This window comes from Chitinimonas sp. BJYL2 (genome assembly GCF_027257935.1).
Lineage (GTDB): Bacteria > Pseudomonadota > Gammaproteobacteria > Burkholderiales > Chitinimonadaceae > Chitinimonas.
Genome location: NZ_JANZKW010000003.1, coordinates 248,252 through 265,064, shown reverse-complemented (window position 1 = coordinate 265,064; position 16,813 = coordinate 248,252). Strand labels below are relative to the sequence as shown.

The 16,813-nt window shown below is 62.7% G+C and carries 14 protein-coding genes; 9 read left to right on the top strand and 5 right to left on the bottom strand.

The annotated features are described in order from the left end of the window. Positions 1-299 precede the first annotated feature (299 nt). The gene (uvrA, locus tag O9X62_RS11070) at positions 300-3,140 is read right to left on the bottom strand and encodes an excinuclease ABC subunit UvrA (RefSeq protein ID WP_269532918.1); all 2,841 of its coding nucleotides are present in this window, start codon (positions 3,138-3,140) and stop codon (positions 300-302) included. 185 nt (positions 3,141-3,325) lie between these two features. Between uvrA and O9X62_RS11065 the strand changes: the two genes are divergently transcribed. The 4 genes from O9X62_RS11065 (at position 3,326) to O9X62_RS11050 (ending at position 9,669) form a co-directional block, all read left to right on the top strand. Then, on the top strand, positions 3,326-4,324 hold the full coding sequence (locus O9X62_RS11065) for an efflux RND transporter periplasmic adaptor subunit (protein WP_269532917.1): 999 nt from the start codon (positions 3,326-3,328) through the stop codon (positions 4,322-4,324). Further along, positions 4,321-7,419: an efflux RND transporter permease subunit gene (locus tag O9X62_RS11060; RefSeq protein ID WP_269532916.1), complete on the top strand. Its 3,099-nt coding sequence runs from the start codon at positions 4,321-4,323 to the stop codon at positions 7,417-7,419. Before O9X62_RS11065 ends, O9X62_RS11060 begins: the two co-directional genes overlap by 4 nt. A gap of 114 nt (positions 7,420-7,533) precedes the next feature. Then, entirely contained in the window at positions 7,534-8,922 is a 1,389-nt protein-coding gene (locus O9X62_RS11055) for an MFS transporter (protein WP_269532915.1), read from the top strand. A gap of 243 nt (positions 8,923-9,165) precedes the next feature. Beyond that, positions 9,166-9,669 (top strand): single-stranded DNA-binding protein, encoded by a 504-nt coding sequence (locus O9X62_RS11050; protein WP_269532914.1) that lies wholly within the window; start codon positions 9,166-9,168, stop codon positions 9,667-9,669. An 89-nt stretch (positions 9,670-9,758) separates the two neighbouring features. Here O9X62_RS11050 and O9X62_RS11045 read toward each other — a convergent pair whose 3' ends face one another. Beyond that, positions 9,759-10,307, bottom strand: a complete 549-nt coding sequence (locus tag O9X62_RS11045; protein ID WP_269532913.1) for a hypothetical protein — start codon at positions 10,305-10,307, stop codon at positions 9,759-9,761. Between the two features lie 103 nt (positions 10,308-10,410). Between O9X62_RS11045 and O9X62_RS11040 the strand changes: the two genes are divergently transcribed. Then, on the top strand, positions 10,411-10,890 hold the full coding sequence (locus O9X62_RS11040) for a GAF domain-containing protein (RefSeq protein WP_269532912.1): 480 nt from the start codon (positions 10,411-10,413) through the stop codon (positions 10,888-10,890). A gap of 68 nt (positions 10,891-10,958) precedes the next feature. Here O9X62_RS11040 and O9X62_RS11035 read toward each other — a convergent pair whose 3' ends face one another. Then, the gene (locus tag O9X62_RS11035) at positions 10,959-12,569 is read right to left on the bottom strand and encodes a LysM peptidoglycan-binding domain-containing protein (protein ID WP_269532911.1); all 1,611 of its coding nucleotides are present in this window, start codon (positions 12,567-12,569) and stop codon (positions 10,959-10,961) included. A 185-nt stretch (positions 12,570-12,754) separates the two neighbouring features. Next, positions 12,755-13,519: a hydroxyacylglutathione hydrolase gene (gene gloB / locus O9X62_RS11030; RefSeq protein ID WP_269532910.1), complete on the bottom strand. Its 765-nt coding sequence runs from the start codon at positions 13,517-13,519 to the stop codon at positions 12,755-12,757. Between the two features lies 1 nt (position 13,520). Here gloB and O9X62_RS11025 point away from each other — a divergent pair, with 1 nt between their 5' ends. Beyond that, on the top strand, positions 13,521-14,291 hold the full coding sequence (locus O9X62_RS11025) for a methyltransferase domain-containing protein (RefSeq protein ID WP_269532909.1): 771 nt from the start codon (positions 13,521-13,523) through the stop codon (positions 14,289-14,291). Between the two features lie 9 nt (positions 14,292-14,300). On the opposite strand, the gene O9X62_RS11020 is transcribed toward O9X62_RS11025, so the two are convergent. Continuing rightward, positions 14,301-15,218 carry a MerR family transcriptional regulator gene (locus O9X62_RS11020; protein ID WP_269532908.1) on the bottom strand — a complete coding sequence of 306 codons (918 nt, stop codon included), beginning with the start codon at positions 15,216-15,218 and terminating at the stop codon, positions 14,301-14,303. A gap of 161 nt (positions 15,219-15,379) precedes the next feature. Between O9X62_RS11020 and O9X62_RS11015 the strand changes: the two genes are divergently transcribed. The 3 genes from O9X62_RS11015 (at position 15,380) to O9X62_RS11005 (ending at position 16,729) form a co-directional block, all read left to right on the top strand. Beyond that, positions 15,380-15,709 carry a cytochrome c gene (locus O9X62_RS11015; protein ID WP_269532907.1) on the top strand — a complete coding sequence of 110 codons (330 nt, stop codon included), beginning with the start codon at positions 15,380-15,382 and terminating at the stop codon, positions 15,707-15,709. Positions 15,710-15,721: 12 nt separating this feature from the next. After that, positions 15,722-16,045 carry a cytochrome c gene (locus O9X62_RS11010; protein ID WP_269532906.1) on the top strand — a complete coding sequence of 108 codons (324 nt, stop codon included), beginning with the start codon at positions 15,722-15,724 and terminating at the stop codon, positions 16,043-16,045. Positions 16,046-16,120: 75 nt separating this feature from the next. Next, the gene (locus O9X62_RS11005) at positions 16,121-16,729 is read left to right on the top strand and encodes a GNAT family N-acetyltransferase (RefSeq protein WP_269532905.1); all 609 of its coding nucleotides are present in this window, start codon (positions 16,121-16,123) and stop codon (positions 16,727-16,729) included. Positions 16,730-16,813 lie beyond the last annotated feature (84 nt).

The window sequence follows — 16,813 nt, the reverse complement described above, 5'->3', positions numbered from 1 at the left end:
TGATGATCTGGCCGGCTTTGTTGCCCGCCCAGTCAGCCCCGCGCATTCCTCCCTGTCAATGCTGCCATCGCCTCCCCGCCGGCCTGATCTGTTCTTGTCCGTTTGCCGTGCAGGGTTTCGCGGCAGCAGTCTAGCAAGCATGACAGTGGCATCCAAACAGCAGCGGCTTATATGTCAACAATTGCCAAAACTGGCCGCACAAATGAGCCAAGCCCAAAGGCACCGGGTAAGCGCCTTCGTGGTCCTTCAACAACAATGCCCGCATGAAGGCGGGCATTGTTGTGCGGAACGCGATGCGATCAGTTCAGCAAACGCTTGAGATAGTGACCAGTATGGCTGCGCGGATTGGCCGCCACATCCTCGGGCGTACCGGTAGCTATCACCTGCCCGCCACCTGCGCCGCCCTCTGGGCCCATGTCCACGATCCAGTCGGCCACCTTGATCACGTCCAGGTTGTGCTCGATCACCACCACGGTGTTGTCATGGTCAGCCAGGCGTTGCAGCACCTTGAGCAGCAGGTCGATATCATGGAAATGCAGGCCCGTAGTCGGTTCATCCAGGATGTACAGCGTGCGCCCGGTATCGCGCTTCGATAGCTCCAGCGCCAGCTTCACGCGCTGTGCTTCGCCACCCGACAGCGTGGTCGCGCTCTGGCCCAGGCGGATATAACTCAGGCCCACATCGATGAGCGTTTGCAACTTGCGGGCGATGACAGGCACGGCGTCAAAAAACTCGCGCGCGTGCTCCACCGTCATTTCCAGCACCTCGGTGATGTTCTTGCCCTTATAGAGCACTTCCAGGGTTTCACGGTTGTAGCGCTTGCCGTGACACACATCGCAAGGCACATACACATCGGGCAGGAAGTGCATTTCCACCTTGATCACGCCATCGCCCTGGCAGGCCTCGCAGCGGCCACCTTTGACGTTGAAACTGAAGCGCCCCGGCCCGTAGCCGCGCTCACGTGCCATGGGCACACCCGAGTACAGATCGCGGATGGGCGTGAACAAGCCGGTGTAGGTCGCCGGATTCGAACGCGGGGTGCGGCCGATCGGGGATTGATCGACATTGATGACCTTGTCGAACTGCTCCAGGCCAACAATCTCGTCGTGCGCGGCCGGCTCTTCATTGCTACCGTACAAGGCACGCGCAGCAGCGGTGTAGAGCGTGTCGTTGATCAGCGTGGACTTGCCCGAGCCCGAGACGCCGGTCACACAGACCAGCATGCCCAGCGGCAAGGCCAGATCCACACCCTTGAGGTTGTTGCCGGTGGCGCCCTTGAGCGTGAGCCAGCGATCCGGATCGGGCTGGCGGCGCTGCGCAGGCAACGCAATTTTGCGTTTGCCGGAGAGGAACTGGCCGGTTACTGAGTCAGGATGGGCCATGACTTCTTCGGGACGGCCCAGCGCCAGCACCTGGCCACCGTGTTCGCCCGCACCTGGCCCCATGTCCACCACAAAATCGGCCATGCGGATCGCGTCTTCATCGTGTTCGACCACGATCACCGAATTGCCCAGATCGCGCAGGCGCGTCAGCGTGCCCAACAGGCGGTCGTTATCGCGCTGATGCAGGCCGATCGATGGCTCATCGAGCACATACATCACGCCGGTGAGACCCGAGCCGATCTGGCTGGCCAGGCGGATACGCTGCGCTTCACCGCCGCTGAGCGTATCGGCCGAGCGGTCGAGGCTCAGGTAATCAAGGCCCACATTGACCAGGAAGCCGAGGCGGTCGGCGATTTCCTTGACGATCTTTTCAGCAATCTGGCCCTTGGCGCCCGAGAGCTGCAATTCGGCAAAGAACTTGCTGCTGTCGCGCAGGGCAAATTCGCTGAGCTGGTTGATGTTGTGATCCGCCACGCGCACATGGCGGGCCTCTAGCCGCAAGCGCGCACCGGCGCAGCTGGGGCAGGGCTGGTTGTTCTGGTACTTGAGCAGTTCTTCGCGCACGGAGATCGAATCCGTTTCGCGGTAGCGGCGCTCCAGATTGGGGATGATCCCTTCAAAGGTGTGCGCCCGCTCGAACTTGGTGCCGCGCTCGTTCAGGTACACAAAGCGGATTTCTTCCTTGCCCGAGCCATACAGCACCACCTGCTGAACCGACTCTTCCAGCTCGTCAAACGCGGTATCCACGCTGAAACCGTAGTGATCTGCCAGGCTGGCAAGAATCTGGAAATAGAACTGGTTGCGCTTGTCCCAACCCTTGATCGCCCCGGCCGCCAGGCTCAGGTGCGGGAAGGCAACAACGCGCTTGGGGTCAAAGAACTGGATCTGTCCCAGACCATCGCACTTGGGGCAGGCACCCATGGGGTTGTTGAACGAGAACAACCGCGGTTCAAGTTCGGGCAGGCTGTAGCTGCACACCGGGCAAGCAAACTTGGCCGAGAACCAATGCTCCTTGCCCGTATCCATTTCCACCGCAATCGCGCGACCATCGGCGTGACGCAAGGCGGTTTCGAATGACTCGGCGAGGCGCTGCTGCAGATCGGCACGCACCTTGAGGCGATCCACCACCACATCGATCGTGTGCTTCTTGTTCTTGTCGAGCTTGGGAATGGCGTCGATCTCGTAGACCTCGCCATCAATGCGCAAGCGCACAAAGCCCTGCGCGCGCAATTCGTCGATAAGGTCAACGTTCTCGCCCTTTTTGCCGACGATGACCGGCGCCAGCACCATCAGCTTGGTGTCTTCAGGAAGGGCCAGCACGTGGTCGACCATCTGGCTCACAGTCTGTGACTCAAGCGCCTGATTGTGATCGGGACAATATGGCGTACCCACGCGGGCAAACAAGAGGCGCAGGTAATCGTGAATTTCGGTCACCGTGCCCACGGTGGAGCGCGGGTTGTGGCTGGTGGCTTTCTGCTCAATGGAGATCGCCGGGCTCAGACCCTCGATCAAATCCACATCCGGCTTTTCCATCAACTGCAGGAACTGCCGCGCATAAGCCGACAGGCTCTCCACATAGCGGCGCTGCCCCTCGGCATACAGGGTGTCGAAGGCGAGCGAGGACTTGCCCGATCCGCTCAAGCCCGTAATCACCACCAGCTGGTGCCGCGGCAGATCCAGGCTGATGTTCTTGAGATTGTGCGTGCGCGCACCGCGGATGCGGATGACGTTATTCGGGTCAGCAGGGCGGTAGGACATGGACCGGGCTCAGACAACAAAAGGGCGACCCGCCAGTTTACCGGACTTCACCCGCCAGACGCAGTTGTCCGTGTGTCCAGCCACGAGGAAGATGCCAATGACTCCCGCCCAGACATTGGCGCAGCCCAACTGGGCCGCGCCCTGCGTAGAATGCGCCACAACCCTACCCATCATTGCGCGCCATCATGAAACTGCTTGCTTACCTATTGCTGGCCCTGGTGGCCGCCTCGGCTATCGCGGCCAAGCCGGCCTACACCAGTCGGCCCTTGTCGGAACTGGCGATTTACCCCGAACAGCAAGTGCTGGCCACCGTGGTCAGTGATCGGCAAGCCCGCCTTGCTGCCGAGGTGGGGGGACGGCTGGAAAGCCTGCCCGCCGAGATTGGAGCATCGTTCAAACGAGGTGCCGTGCTGGCCCGCCTGGATGCGCGCCAGTATCAGATCGAGTTCAAACGGGCGCAGGCCCAGCTAGCGCTCCTGCAGAGCCGGGTCAGACTCAGCCAGCTTCAGCTCGATCAGGCACGCGCCCTGAATCAACAGGCTTTCATCAGTGCGGATGCCTTGCGGCAGCGGGAAACCGAACGTGCGGTGCTGGATGCCGAGTTGCGCATGGCCGAGCAAGGCGTCGCCAGTGCCAAGCTGGCTCTCGACAACACCATCTTGCCCGCCCCCTTTGATGGCGTGGTACGCGAACGACTGGTCTCGGTGGGCGATACCGTAGCGCCAGGGCAGGCCATGCTCGAGTTCAGCGCAGCGAGCCATCGACAGATTCGCGCGCGGCTTGCCGCTGCGGAGCGCGGCAGCGTGGCCGGTGCCGGCAAGCTGGCGTTTGTGAGCAGCAACGGCCGCGTCCCGGTCAAACTGCTGCGCGTGTCACCGGTGCTGGACGCGACGGCCCAGACCAGCGACGCCATTTTCGAGGCGGCAAGTGCCTTGCCTGCGGGCCAGGCAGGCAGCCTGCGCTGGCACAGCAGCCGCCCCACACTCCCGGCGGCCTATCTGCAACAGCGGGGCAAGCAACTGGGCATCTTCGTACTGGAGGGCGGCAAGCCCGTCTTCAAGCCTGTGCCAGGCGCCCTGGCCGGACGGCCGGTTGAACTGGACTGGCCGCTGAGCACCGTGATCATCGATCAAGGTCGCCATGGCTTGGGCGTGGAGGCGGCACGTACCGGAAAACAACCATGAGTCTGGCCCGCAAGCTGATTGATAACCACCCGCTCGCCAACATCACGTTTGCCGTGGTGTTGCTGCTGGGGTTGATGGCCTACCTGAACATGCCGCGGGCACAGGACCCGGAAATCAACTTCAACTGGGTGAGCGTGATCACCACCCTGCCCGGCGCCTCCGCGGAGGATATCGAGCGCGAGGTGACCTCGCCGCTGGAAGACGCCATCAAGCAGATCAAGGACGTGAAGTTCGTCCAGTCGAATAGCCGCGAGAATGTCTCCAGCCTGCTGATCCGCTTCAATGAGCTGAGCGAGCGGGAGTTCGACAAGCGCCTGGCCGACCTGCGCCGCGAAATCCAGAACAAGGCCAGCACCGAACTACCGCAGGATGCGAACGACCCGGGCATTTATGAAATCACCACCTCGAACGGCTTCCCCACTGCCATTGTGGCCTTGTATGGGCCGGCCGGGGGCGAGCAACTGCGCAAGCTGGGCGTGCGTATCAAGGGCGATATCGAACGTATCAAGGGCGTGGACAAGATCATCACCGCGGGCTTTGCCGATCCGCAGCTGCAGGTGGAATTCGATCCCGCGGCGCTTGCAGCGCGCGGCATGGCCCCACAGCAGGTCTCCGATGCCGTGGCGGCCTGGTATCGCAATACCTTGGCGGGGCGCGTGCGCGTCATGGATCGGGAGTGGCTGCTGCGCATGGAGGGTAAATCCACGGTGCCTGTCGACGTGGCGGATATTCCCGTACAGCTCGGCCAGCAGACCTTGCGCGTAGGCGATCTTGCCGATGTGTCACGCGGCACCGAGCGCGTTGGTCAGCTGGTCTCGTATAACGGCCAACCAGCGCTGATGCTGTCGGTCACCAAGCAGGCCAAGACCAATACGCTCGATCTCGTCGAGCGGATCAATGATTTCATTGCCACCCAGAACGGCCTGCTGGCCTCCCAAGGCGCCCAGCTTGTGCTGCTGGACGATCAGACGATTCCCACCCGCGAAGCCATTGGCATCATGGAATCGAACGCCTTGTACGGGTGGATACTGGTCATGGCCGTCTGCTGGGTCTTCCTCGGCACCCGTATTTCGGTGCTGGTAGGCTTGGGCATTCCCTTTGCCTTGGCGGGCACTTTTGCGATTGTGGCGGCCATGGGGTCGACCCTGAACCTCACCATCCTGCTGGGTGTAGTGATCGCGCTGGGCATGCTGGTAGACGACGCCGTCGTGATCGTCGAATCCATCTATTACCGGCTGCAACGCGGTGAGGCGCCGCAAACCGCCGTCTTCGAAGGGGTCAGGGAGGTGGCTTGGCCGGTGGCCAGCTCCGTACTGACCACCTGCGCGGCCTTTCTGCCCCTGATGCTGTTGCCCGGCATCCTTGGCAAGTTCATGTTCTGGGTGCCGTTTGTGGTCACGGTGGCCCTGCTGGTCTCGCTGATCGAGGCCTACTGGATGATCCCGGTGCATGTGCTGGCCATGAAGATCAATCTGCACGAGAAGAAATCGCGCACCCAGATCTGGCGCGAGCGCTTTACCCACGCGCTGCGGCTCCGGTATGCCCAATGGCTGCTTAAGGTCATGCGCTGGCCCAAACTGTCTGCCGGGATCACCTTCGGCTCGGTACTGCTGGCCGCAGTGCTGGTCGCCACCGGCCTCGTCAAGCAGCAGTTCTTCGCCTTTGACCCATTACGGATCTACTACATCAACGTGGATCTGCCACCGGGCAGCACGCTGGAAGCGACCCTCTCGGCCGGTGAGCGGGCGGCGGCAGTGGCGCGTCAGCACCTTAAAGAAGGGGAGATGCGTTCGGTGAGTACCACGGCAGGGATCAAGTTCACGGAGACCGAGCCGCTGTATGGCGACCAGTACGGTCAGGTCATCGTGAGCCTGCAGGCGCGCCAAGGTGATATGCGAACCACCCCGGAGGTGATCGCGGCCATGCGGGCCGATATCGAGAATCTTAACGCGGAGGCGCGCTACAGCTTTCTGGAGCTGTCGGGCGGGCCACCCACGGCCAAAGCGATCAGCGTGAAGATTCGCGGTGACGACTATGCCGAACTGCGCGCCGCTACCGACCGCATGCTGGCGGCTGTGAAGCGGATTCCAGGCACCAAGAATGTCACCGACGACGATGTGGCGGGTCGCTCGGAGCTACGGCTCACACTGAACCGCGCGGCCATCGAGCAAGCTGGCCTTAGTCCGGCTTATGTCGCCCGTGCGCTGCGCCTGTTTGGCGAGGGCGAGATACTCAGCAGCACCCGCGATGATGGCGAAAAGGTGGATGTGGTCGTGCGCGCCCGCCCTGCCGAACTCAGCAAGATCGAGGATGTGCTCAGCTATCGCCTGCCCTTGCCGCAGGGCGGTATGGTGCCGCTGGCGACGCTGGTGGATACCGAAACCAAACTCTCCAAGGGCTTTATCCGCCATCACCAGCTACGCCGCGCCATTACGCTGGAGGGCGATCTGGACAAGGAGATCACCGATACCGTCGCGGCCAATGATCAGCTCAAGGCCGCCTGGGCAGGGATGCAGGCGGACTTCCCGAATGTCAGCCTGGATTTCTCGGGCGAGCTGGACGACATCGAAGAAAGTCTGGGCGCCATGAAAATGCTGTTCGCGCTTGGCATCGGCCTGATCTATCTGATTCTGGCAGCCCAGTTCCGCAGCTACTGGCAACCGCTGCTGATCCTGGTAACGGTCCCGCTGGCCTTTTCCGGCGTGATCTTCGGGCTGTTCATCTCCGGCAACCCGGTGAGTCTGTACACGCTCTACGGGGTGATCGCGCTGGCAGGGATCGCCGTGAACTCGGCCATCGTGCTGATCGATGCCGCCAACGAGCGTCGTCTGGCAGGCATGAGCGTGCTTCACGCCACCGTCTATGCGGCACGGCGGCGCGTGGTGCCCATCCTGATCACCAGCACCACCACGATTGCCGGCTTGTTCTCGCTGGCCGTCGGACTGGGGGGGCAATCCCTGCTCTGGGGGCCGGTGGCGTCGGCCATCGTATGGGGTCTGGGTTTCTCGACCTTGTTGACCCTTTTTGCCATTCCCCTGCTGTACAAACTGGTCATGAGCCGGCACCAGCGGGGCCGTGATCCGTCAGTGCTGTAAGCGGCGCAATAAAGGTGATTTACCGGGGTCCGCAAGCGGCCCCGGCCAGGCGAGCACGGGCATTGCGTCCGGATTTGCTAGAATCCGCCCTTTCGCCTTACCCGCCCAGACCGAATGTCCCCACTGGAAACACGCGCCTCACTTGGACTCGCCGGTCTTTATGCCCTGCGCATGCTGGGCATGTTCCTTGTCCTGCCGGTGTTTGCGCTGTATGCCGCGCAGATGCCGGGTGGTGACAACCACACGCTGGTTGGCATTGCCATGGGCATCTACGGCCTGACCCAAGCCCTGCTACAGTTGCCGCTGGGCATGCTGTCTGACCATGTCGGCCGCAAGCCGGTCATCTATGCCGGCCTGTTATTGCTGATCGTAGGCAGCCTGGTCGCCGCCTTTGCCGACACCCTGATGGGCGTGGCGATTGGCCGGGCTCTGCAAGGGGCTGGCGCGATCTCGGCCGCCATCACAGCCCTGCTCGCCGACCTGACGCGAGAGGAGAACCGCACCAAGGCGATGGCCATCGTTGGTGGCTCCATCGGCATGTCCTTCGCCATCTCGCTGGTTGCCGCCCCCTTGCTGGCCGCCTCGGTAGGTTTGTCGGGCATCTTCCTGATTACCGCCCTGCTCGCCGCCGCCGCCATGGCCGGCGTGTGGCTGATCATTCCCGATCCCTCGCAAAGCCGCTTCCACTCCGATGCCGAGGCCAATCCCAAGCGGTTGGGCAGCGTGCTCCGTGATCCACAGCTGCTGCGCCTGAACTATGGCGTGTTTGCCCTGCATGCCGCGCAGATGGCCTTGTTCGTGACCCTGCCGCTAGCCTTGGTCCAGACCGCTGGATTGCAGGCCAACCAGCACTGGCAGGTCTATCTGCCGGTCATGGCTATCGGCTTCGTGCTCATGGTGCCTGCCGTGATCATCGGCGAGACCCGCAACCGGCTCAAACAGGTCTTTCTGGCTGCAATTGCATTGATGCTGCTGGCGCAGCTGGGCATGGCCATCAAGCTCGATACCCTGTTCAGCATCGCCGCCTGGCTCACCGTGTACTTCATTGCCTTCAACATCCTTGAAGCCACCCAGCCCAGCCTGATCAGTAAACTCGCCCCGGTGGATGCCAAGGGCACGGCCATGGGGGTGTACAACACCACTCAGGCGCTGGGCTTTGCCGTCGGCTCAGCCGTAGGTGCCTGGCTTTACCATCAGGGCGGCGCCTTGCCGGTTCACCTGTTCAGCGCCGCCCTGGTGGCCGTGTGGCTGCTGCTGACCTTCGGGCTGAAACCGCCCCTGCCGGTTCGCACCATGATGTACCACATCGACACCCTGCCGCCGCAAGGTGGGCCTGCGCTGGCTCGCGAGCTCTCGCAGCTGGCCGGTGTGAAAGAAGCCGTCGTGATTGCGGAAGAAGGCGTGGCCTATCTCAAAGTGTTGCGCGAAGGCTGGGATGAGGCCGGCGCGCTGGCCTTGCTGCATCCCGCACCCGCAGCGCCGCCGGCGGCTGATCAAGGCTAACGATGCGGTGCCGCAACGGGACTGCCATGCTGATCACACCCAGGCACGCCAGCCGCGCGGCATCGCCGGTTTGCATCACCGCATGACGGCGACACCCACACGAAGGGCCGCACTTGGTTACACTGCTGGCCTGAACCGATAGGTGGCCGCAACCACCCAGCCGGACAATCACTGAAATACTGATCTGGCGTAGTACTACCCTTTATCCGCTACGCCATCCCTACCTAAGACGGAGAAACTTGCATGGCATCGCTCAACAAAGTCCTGCTGATCGGCAACCTGGGCCGTGATCCGGAAATCCGCTACCTGCCCAGCGGCGAAGCCGTGGCCAACTTCAGCATTGCCACCACCGACAAGTGGAAAGACAAGCAAGGCCAGATGCAGGAAAAAACCGAGTGGCACAACATCTCCATGTTCGGCCGTCTCGCCGAGATCGCAGGCCAATACCTCAAGAAGGGTAGTGCCGTGTATGTGGAAGGCCGCCTGCAGACGCGCAAATGGCAAGACAAGGCCACAGGTGCAGATCGCTACACCACCGAAATCATCGCCAACGAAATGAAGATGCTGGGCGGTCGTGCCGGTGCTGGCGGTGGCGGTGCCGAATTCGACCAGTCGCCGGCCTACGAGAATGCCGCGCCCGCACCCGCGCGCAACAATGCCGGTGGTGGTGGCAATCAAGGCGGTGGCCGTCCCGCACCGCAAAAGCCGCAGAGCTTTGATGACTTCGAAGACGATATTCCGTTCTGAGCCTGGCGGTATGAGCACCTAGCGAGCGCCCCAGACAGCCCCATCATCGATGGGGCTGTTTTGTTTTGGGGATCAGCGGTGAAGGCTACTTACCATTTGCAGCCCTTATCACGCACGGTGTCGTAGATCAGTGGCAGCGCGGCCAGCAGGCCCATGCCAGCATGGGCCGTGCGGCAATCCGGACGGGCGCTTTTGTCGATAGCACGCGCCAGCGGGGTCTCCATCTCGCCGGGTGTGCGACGCAGACCCGGCGGTAAATCCTGGCTAGCAACCCCGGATGGCTGACGGGCCAACTGGCGCGCCTGTGCTCTCAGGGACTCCGTATCCAGACCGGGGGCCAGCACCTCGGCGGATTCGGACGGCGCAGGGGTCGGCATGCTCGCCGGTGCCGTCAGCGGTACCGCCAGCACACGTACCCGCCTGGGGGTTACCGCTTGCGACCCGGGGCTGGCTGAAGCCAGTGATGGCGGGGCGGCCGCGACAATACGCACGACCAGCCGGGTCAGCGGGACGGGGGGCGCCGGGTCGGCAGCGCGCTGCGGATGGGCGCGGATATCCGGCCAGACCAGCAGGAGCAGCCCGTGCAACAACAGGGAAAATACGCCGGCCAACCAGCCGGCCCGAGGTGTATGCGGCAAGGCGCATCCTGAGAAGTGGAGATCGAAAGCTGCGACCGTACAAGCCGTCGGGGGTTCCACCGGGTGTTATGATCCGCGTCCAGAATATCGGACGGAATCACCCATGTTTCATACCACGGCGGCGTCACGCCAACCTGATTACGACGAACTTGATCGTCAGCTTGCCGGCCTGTTCGAGGGCGAGCGCAACTTCATTGCCAATGCCGCCCAGTTTTCTGCCTTTGTGGCCCAGACACTGGCCGATCTGAACTGGGCGGGATTTTATCTGGCCCATGGTGAGGAGCTGGTACTCGGCCCCTTCCAAGGCAAGGTCGCGTGCGTGCGGATTCCCTTCGGCCGGGGCGTGTGTGGTACCACCGCCGTGCGCCGCGAAACCGTGGTCGTGGCCGATGTCCATGCGTTTCCCGGCCATATTGCCTGCGATGCCGCCTCGCGATCGGAGATTGTCCTGCCCGTCATCGTGGATGGCCGCTTGATCGGCGTTTTCGATATCGATAGCCCCGAACCGGACCGCTTCAGCGAACAGGATCGCATCGGGCTGGAAAAGCTGCTCGCCCGGTTCATTGCCAGCACCGACTGCTGAACATCCAGGCACCAAGAAAAAACCCCGCTGATCCGGCGGGGTTTTTTCTTGGTCATCATCATCAGGACTCAGCTTTCGCGGCGGATGGCGAGCTTACTGCCCGCCCGCAGTGCGGTCTTGCGTCCCAGCTTGTTCCACTTCTGCAGTTGCGCAACGGTAACGTCATGCTTGCGGGCAATGGCATCCAGGGTATCGCCGCGGCGAATCACATACTGCACCGGCTTGCTGGCCGACGATGCCTTCGCCATCCGCGACGGACCGGCCGCAGGCTCACCCTGCTGCAGCACCAGCATCCGCCCGACTGGCACGCGGTTGGTCTTGAGCTTGTTGGCACGCTTGATGGCCTCGGCAGAGGTGCCGAAACGGCGTGCAATGGAGAACAGGGTATCGCCACGGCGCACCTTGTAGCGGGCCGGCGTCGCTTGCGCCCCGCCGTCGTCGTTACCGATCACCTTGCTGGCCGAAGCGATCAGGCTGGCCAGATCCTGCCGTGGGGCCTGATCCTCACCGTCACGTATCGGCACCAGTATCGTCTGGCCGCTGGCACGGGTCGCATTACCCAGCTTGTTCACGCTGCGCAGCTCGCTGAGGGCGATATCGTACTTGCGCGCCAGCACATCCAGCGCCTCGCCTCGCTTGGTGACATAGGGCTGCCAAGACAGCAGCGGCTTGTCGTACTGTTGCAGGTTCTGCTGGAAGGTATCCACCTTGTCCACCGGCAACAACAGCTTGCGATCGCCCTTGTGGGCAAATACCGGACGAATCAGCCCGGGGTTCAGATGCAGCACTTCCTCTACCGTAATGCCGGCAAGCTCGGCCACCACGTCCAGGTCCATATGCCGTCCCGTGCTGACCGGCTGGAAGTAGGGTCGATCAGGCACCACGGGAATCGAGAGGCCGAACGCTGCCGGGTTGGCGATGATATTGCGCACCGCGAGCAACTTGGGCACATAGGCTTCGGTTTCGCGCGGCTTCTTTATGGTGTCGAAATCGTCTTCCAGACCGCGTTTGCGGGTCTTGGCCAAAGCGCGACCCACGCCGCCCTCGCCCCAGTTGTAGGCCGCCAGCGCCAGTTGCCAGTCACCGAACAGGTTGTACAGATCCTGCAGGTAATCGAGCGCGGCATAGGTGGCGGCCATCACATCCTGACGGCCGTCGTACCACCAGGTCCGCTCCAGGCCATAGCGCTGGCCGGTGGATGGGATGAACTGCCAAAGGCCCGAGGCGGCGGCATGCGATTGCGCACGCGGCACGAAGGCGCTTTCCACAATCGGCAGCAGGGCGATTTCGGTCGGCATGCCGCGCTTTTCGACTTCGTTGACAATGAAGTACAGATAACGGCGGCTGCGCTCCACCACGCGCTGCATATACAGCGGATTGCTGGCATAAAAGCGTTCTTGCGCACGCACGGCAGCCGAATCGACCTCTTCCATGCGGAAACCCTTGCGCACCCGCACCCACAGATCGGCCGATTCGGCAGGCGTATCGATCACCGCCGCGTCAAGGCTGTCGGTCTGGGTGGGAACGGCCAGCATGGATTGCTCGGCAGGCACCGTGGTTTCAGGCGCCGCCGGCAGCGGCTCGCTCAAGGCGGCGATCGTGTCCGCATGGGCGCGCGACAGCGTCAGCAATGCAAAGAGCCCGCAAGACAGGGCAAGACGGAAAGACAGATTTTGCATGGGCTACACAGGGGTGAGGTGGCGGGTCGCCAACACAGGGGCGAGCCGGCCAGTCCGGGGAATGGGGCGGATGGTAGGGTCACGCACCCCCAGCGTCAACCGGAAATCCCTTAGGAAACAATCATCAAACCGTGCAATGCGCGGGCCAGACTCCCATCACACGGTGCGATGTACCGATTATCGGCTCACGCCTTGAACTGGTCTTTCCAGCGCCTGATCGCCGCAAAAACCGCCACGGGGCTGTCATCTTCCGCCCCCTGCCGCGCAGCTTGTGTTTTGACCACCGGCGCCGCCCAGCGGAGGAAGGGATTACAGGCCAGCTCCTCGGCCAGCGTGGTGGGCAAAGTGGCCTCCCCCCGCTGACGGCGGCCCAAGTCGCGCTGATGGCGGGCCTGCAAGGTCGCATTATCCGGTTCGACGGCCAGTGCAAAGCGCTGGTTCGACAGCGTGTATTCATGGGTACAGTACACCTGCGTCTGCGCCGGCAGGGCCGCCAGCCGGGCAAGCGAGGTCTGCATCTGCTGCGGGGTACCCTCGAACAGACGACCACAGCCACAGGCGAACAACGTGTCACCACAGAACAGGATCGCCAGGGAGGCATCGTAATAGGCAAGGTGATCCAGGGTGTGGCCTGGTACCGCCAGGACTTCAAAGCAGCAGGCCGGCGCAGCCAGCTCAACCCGATCCCCGTCGCCCCGCGGCACCGACACCCCGTCGATACCGGGCGGGCCATACACCGGACACGACCAGATCGCCTGCAGATCCGCCACGCCACCAATATGATCACGGTGATGATGGGTGATCAGGATCGCCGTGAGCGTCAAGCCGTGCGCCGCGAGGACGGACTTCACCGGGGCGGCATCACCGGGGTCCACCACGAGCGCATGGATGCCGTCGTGCATCAGCCAGACGTAGTTGTCGTCGAGTATCGGAACAGGCAGGATGGTCACTATGCAGACTCCGAATCAAGATGCCGGCAACCCGGTCGATCCCGGTATGGCCGCCAAGGGCTTCGCGGGCTGGTTGAACAGTCCGCTGGGCGAGTACCTGATCGCGCGCGAACACGCTTTTTTTGATCAAGCCGTGGCCGATGTATTTGGCTACTACGCAGTGCAGATCGAACTATGCGGACACGATCTGCTGGCCAGCAACCGCATGCCCACCCGCCTCAAGGTCGGCGCCTCGGCTAGCTGCGCCCTGCAGTGCGACCCGGCTGCGTTGCCCTTTCCGGCTGCGAGCATCGATCTGCTGCTGCTACCGCACACGCTGGATTTTCACGCCGATCCGCATGCTGTACTCCGCGAGGCAGAACGCGTACTCGTGCCCGAGGGCCGGCTGCTGCTATCGGGTTTCAATCCTTGGAGCGTCTGGGGCGCATGCCGCCTGGCCAAGCGCCGGCAAGGCTATCCTTGGCGCGGCAACTTCCTGAGTCCGAACCGTATCCGGGACTGGATGGCCCTGCTGGGTTTCGAGGCCGGCCAGAGCAAGCTCGATTGCCATGCCCTGCCCTTTGAACATAGCCACTGGCGGGAGCGCCTCAGACTGGTGGAAACCGCCAGTGCTCGCTGGCTGCCGATTGCCGGTGGCGTGTATTGCCTGGAAGGCATCAAGCGGGTACGCGGCATGCGCCTGTTGTCCCCCGCCTGGAAACAGCACAAGCAAGTGAGGCGACCGGTCGCTGTTGCCCTGCCCGACCGGCAGGACGCCCATGAACCCGAATAAGCGGATGACCTAATCGAGCTTGCGTGCCTTGCGCCAGGCACCCACCGCAGGAATCACATCGGCCAGCTGGCCGAGATGGTCGATGCCTTCGGGCAAGCGTTTGAAGTTGTGCGAACCCGCCCCGCCCAGCCAGATCGATACCCCTGCCGGCAAGCGCTGGCGCAGCTGTGCCAGCAAGTCGGACGCCTCACGCTGCGGATAGGTTGACGACAAGGACATCGCCAGCACATCGCAACCCAGCTCACAACAAGCCGCGACAATATCGTCCAGCGGCAATGACAGCCCCAGCGACCAGGTCTGGCAGCCCTGCATGCGCAGCATGGCCTCCACCATCAGCAAGCCCAGCCCGTGCTGTTCACCGGCAGGCGTGGTCAGTAGCACCTTGGGTGGATTCAGCGGCTGGCTCAACGTGAACATGGCCATGCGCACGGTCTGCGACACCTGTTCCACGTAGCAGTGCTCCTGCCACACGCCGATTTCGCCCGCAAACCAGGCCTCACCCACGCGTACATTGGCACGGGGCATGAACTCGCTGACGAAATCGCGCAAGCCGCGCACGACCAGCTCACCTTGCAGATAGCGCTGAAGCTCACCGAGATCACGACGGGACAGACAATCGATCAGCGGATCGACATCCGTATTCGGCGTCTTGGGTTCCTGGGTCTGGGCCATGCGCTCCAGCAGCGCCATCAGCTCTGCCGTCTCGCTGCCCACGATCTTGCTGGGGCGCATGCCCCGGTCCAGCAAGCGGCGCAGCAGGCGCAGCTTGTCTACCTGCTCAGGCGTGTAGACACGGTCGCCCTGGGCATCACGGGCGGGCTGGGGAAAGCCGTAGCGACGCTCCCAGATGCGCAGCAACTCCTTGGTCAGCCCGGTTTCGCGTTCTACCGCACTGATGTTCAGGCCCAGAGGCAGATCGGTTTGCATGGTGAAGAGGGTTGGACTGTGAATACGAATCATCATAAAGCAAATTAGCCAAGCCTGATGAGGTTTGACTGCCGGACTGGCAGCAAGCCCACACCCCCGCTACAATGCAGCCGATTCCAGCGGCCGAGACCCGCCGGATACAGGGAAACTGGGAGTTGACAATGAACAACAAACAAATTGCATCCGCGCTGTGTCTGGCGCTTGCGCTGGGCCTGGGCGGTGTTGCCCAAGCGGCCACCGGCAACGCACAAGCAGGTGCCAAGAAGAATTCGATGTGCCTGGGCTGCCACGGTATTCCCGGCTACAAGACCGCCTACCCGACGGTGTACAACGTACCCAAGATCGGTGGCCAGCATGCCGACTACATCGCCGCTGCGCTGCAAGGCTACAAGACGGGTTCGCGCAAGCACCCGACCATGACCGCCATCGCCGCGCAATTGTCCGAACAGGACATCGCCGATCTGGCCGCCTACTACGCTGGCAAGCAATAAGGAGCACGACGAATGAACGCATTTCGCATCGCTTTCGCCGCGCTGATCCTCGCAGGCGCTTCCGCCCAGGCTGCCGATCTGGCTGCCGGCAAGGCCAAGTCCGAACAACTGTGTGCCAGCTGCCACAATGTGGATGGCAACAGCACCAACCCGCAATACCCGATTCTGGCCGGTCAGCATGCTGACTTCCTGCGCCACTCGCTCAATGCCTACAAGACCGGCGAGCGCAAGAATGCCATCATGGCCGGCATGGCCCAGCCGCTGTCCAAGGCCGATATCGAGAATCTGGCTGCCTGGTTTGCCTCGCAACCCAGCAAGCTCAACATGAAGCGCTGAACGCGTTTTTTGTTGCGATACTGAACGGGTCGGCCTTGCCGGCCCGTTTTGCATTCTGCTTACCGGATACCGCCCATGACCGGCCACCCTGCCCCACACCTGCGCACCGACCGGCTTGTCATCCGCCTCGGGGGCCTTGCCGATGCGACGGCCATCGCCGCTTACTACCGCAGCAACCGCGCCGTCCTTGCGCCACTGGAACCGCGTCGTCCCGAGTCTTTCTATACCGAGGCCTACTGGCAGGCACGTGTGCTGGCCAATCGGCGTCAGTTTGAAGAAGGCCGCAGCGTCTGCCTGTTCCTCTACCCCATTGATTTGGATGTGGTGATTGGCGTCATCAATTTCACCGCCATCGTGGGCTACCCGGCTTACAGCGCCCTGCTCGGCTACTCGCTGGATCAGCGCTACTGGGGAGGCGGACTCATGACCGAAGCCTTGGGTGTCGCGCTGGACTGGGTGTGGACGCATCACCATCTCCACCGCATCAGCGCCAACCATCTACCCGACAACGAACGCAGTGCCCGTGTACTGGCCAAGCTGGGATTCGTGCGTGAGGGCTACGCGCCTGACTACCTGCTGATCGACGGCGCGTGGCGCGACCATGTGCTGACGGCGCTGACCCGGCGGGACTGGCAGGCTGACGAAATCCATGCCGCATTGATCGGGCACAGGCCGGCGGCCTGAGGGCAACGATTGGGGCGGCAAACCGACTTGCGCACGACGCAAAGCCGGTTCATTCTATGCATTAGGGAATAATGATAAAGCGTC